Origin of the sequence: Novacetimonas hansenii JCM 7643, assembly GCF_000964405.1 — a bacterium.
Lineage (GTDB): Bacteria > Pseudomonadota > Alphaproteobacteria > Acetobacterales > Acetobacteraceae > Novacetimonas > Novacetimonas hansenii.
The window spans coordinates 1-2685 of sequence record NZ_BANE01000185.1; the positions used below are offsets into that span (position 1 = coordinate 1).

A 2685-nucleotide genomic window follows, 5' to 3' on the forward strand; every position below is an offset into this window, starting at 1 on the left:
GGCACAGGCGGCACCGCCCGCCACGCCCCCCATGGGACAGCAGCCCCCCGCCGCCCCGCCGATGGGGGCGGCAGCACCGCAACATCTGTCCGCCGGGGCCACACCGCTGCGTCAGCCCAACATGCCCCCTTCGGCCCCGTCCCCGCATACGGTGCCACAACAGGTGGCACAGGCGCAGCGCGGGTCACCGCGTTCATCGCTGTTTTCCGATGGGGCCAAGGCCACCGTCACCGAACCGCAGCAGCCGCAGCGCAACCTGTTCGGCATCGTTACCGGCGCGCTGCGCCGCCGTTCGGCCACCCCGCAGCAGCCTGAACCGCAGGCCGCCCCCCCGGCCCAGGCGGAGCGGACCGAACCATCCCTGCCGCAGGGGCAGTCACGCCCCCCCCAGGGCAGCGCACCACAGAGCAACGCACCACAGGGCAGCGTCCCCCCACAGGGCAACGGCGGCACGCCTGATGACAATGGCCTCGACATTCCCGCATTCCTGCGTCGCGGATAATCGAAAAAAACACCAGCCGGGCATGGCGTTGCAGAATGTAACACCATGCCCGGCCATGTTTTTTCACGTGTGTGGACATGGTAACGCTTGGCAATAATCATTGACTGGTGAAACCGGACACGTCGGGCCTACTATTCCCTCACCTGCTCCGTAGCCAACATATTCACCTGTATCGAGGGATGCGCACAATGGATGGCATGTCGATAGGTCCGCGTGAACTTAGCGATTCGTGCGTTACCGAAACGGTCATGCCCCGGCCCGATGCGCCTGATGCCATGTGGCAGCACACGTTGCGCCGCCCCATCAGCAGCATCGGCACGGGCCTGCATACCGGGCGGCGCATTGCGCTGTCTCTGGCGCCCGCCCCCGTCGATACGGGCATCATTTTCCGTCGCACCGACCTTGATGGCCGCATCATCCCTGCCGTTTACGACCATGTGGTCGATACGCGGCTCAGTACGGTTATTGGTGATGCGGCGCCGTCTTCGCCCCTGCGGGTGGCGACCATCGAACACCTGATGTCCGCCCTGTGCGGATGCGGGATCGACAATGCGTATATCGACCTCGATGGACCAGAAGTGCCGGTCTTTGATGGTTCGGCATCCGAATTCATGTTCCTGCTGGACTGCGCCGGGCGTGAACGTCAGGCCGCCGCCCGCCCCACGCTGGAGATCCTGCGCACCGTGCGGGTGGAGGACGGGGACGCGTTCGCCGAACTGTCCCCCCCCACGACCGATGGCCTGACCATCAGCATGTCGATCGAATTTGCGGCACCAGCCATCGGGCGGCAGATATTTTCCGCACGGGTCTGTGCCGCCTCCTTCCGGCGTGACCTTGAAAACTGCCGCACATTTACCCTGCGCCACGAAATTGATGCGTTGCATGCGGCGGGGCTTGCACGGGGGGGGTCACTGGAAAACGCAATCGTTGTCGATGGCGACCGCATCCTCAATCCCACCGGGTTGCGCAGGCCGGACGAATTCGTGCGCCACAAAGTGGTTGATGTGATTGGCGATCTTTACCTGTCCGGCGCGATGATCCACGGCGATTTTCATGGGCATAAATCAGGGCACACCCTGAACAACCGCCTGTTGCGGGCATTGATGGCCGATACGACCGCATGGCGCCTGCATGGCGCCCCCCTGCACAAGGGGCAGATCGGTCGCGTCGCCGCATGAAGCACATGAAAACGATACGATGCTCTTCACCACGCTTGCGCACATGATATAAAGCACGCGCAACTGGAAGAGCCGGCATGTCACCACGCAGAACTCGACACTCCCTCCTTCTCCGCCGACTTGGTGGCATCGCGCCGCGCCTGCTGGGCCTGCCCGCGCTGGCTTTCCTTGCGGCGTGTAACGGTAACAGCGCGATCATGGAGCATGCGCCCCGCGTAGGATCGGCAGAAACCCTGTATAATCATGGTGTTGATGCCCTGCGCACCAACCGCTATGTCCTTGCGACCATCCAGTTCGACGTGCTGCAACGTAACTATCCCTACTCCCAATACACTGCCAATGCACAGTTGATGGAGGGGTATTCCGACTATCTGCAGAGCAAGTATCCCGAGGCGGTGCAGCAGCTCGACCGATTCCTTGAACTGCATCCCACCAGTTCTGATGCCGCCTATGCCTTCTATCTGCGTGCGCTGTGCTATTATGAACAGGTCGCCGACGTACAGCGTGACCAGCAGGGCACCATCGAATCGATGGATGCGCTCGAAGAGGTCATCACACGCTTTCCGCAGACACCTTATGCCCGCGATGCCCAGTTGAAGATCGATCTGTGCCGCGACCATCTTGCGGGCAAGGAAATGCTGGTCGGGCGTTTCTATCAGGAACAGCGCAATTACCAGGCGGCGGTCAACCGCTACCAGCGTGTGGTGCAGGATTTCCAGACGACCAACCATGTGCCCGAAGCACTTGAACGCCTTGTGGAGGTGTATCTCGACCTCGGGCTGCTGGAACAGGCGCGCAAGACGGGGGCGGTGCTGGCCTATAACTACCCCGACAGCAAATGGTATCACGACGCCTATGACCATCTGCGTGACCATCACCTCATCAAGGGCGTCCCCCCCCGCGCCAGCAAGCAGGGACGCAACGCATTTTCGCGGGCATGGCATTCGATCTTCTAGGGCATATCCTGTTTGAATGCGTGCATTCAAACAGGTGAAGATGCTCGTA

Annotated in this window: 2 protein-coding genes and 1 pseudogene; all 3 read left to right on the top strand. The window is 61.9% G+C overall.

The window, feature by feature from the left end; translation table 11 throughout:
• Positions 1-502: pseudogene (locus tag B7G66_RS17905) on the top strand (cell division protein FtsZ); the annotation flags it as partial.
• A gap of 188 nt (positions 503-690) precedes the next feature.
• Complete coding sequence (gene lpxC / locus B7G66_RS12665) at positions 691-1680, top strand: UDP-3-O-acyl-N-acetylglucosamine deacetylase (protein ID WP_003620582.1); 990 nt, start codon at positions 691-693, stop codon at positions 1678-1680.
• Between the two features lie 77 nt (positions 1681-1757).
• Complete coding sequence (locus B7G66_RS12670) at positions 1758-2636, top strand: outer membrane protein assembly factor BamD (RefSeq protein WP_003620583.1); 879 nt, start codon at positions 1758-1760, stop codon at positions 2634-2636.
• Positions 2637-2685: the final 49 nt, after the last annotated feature.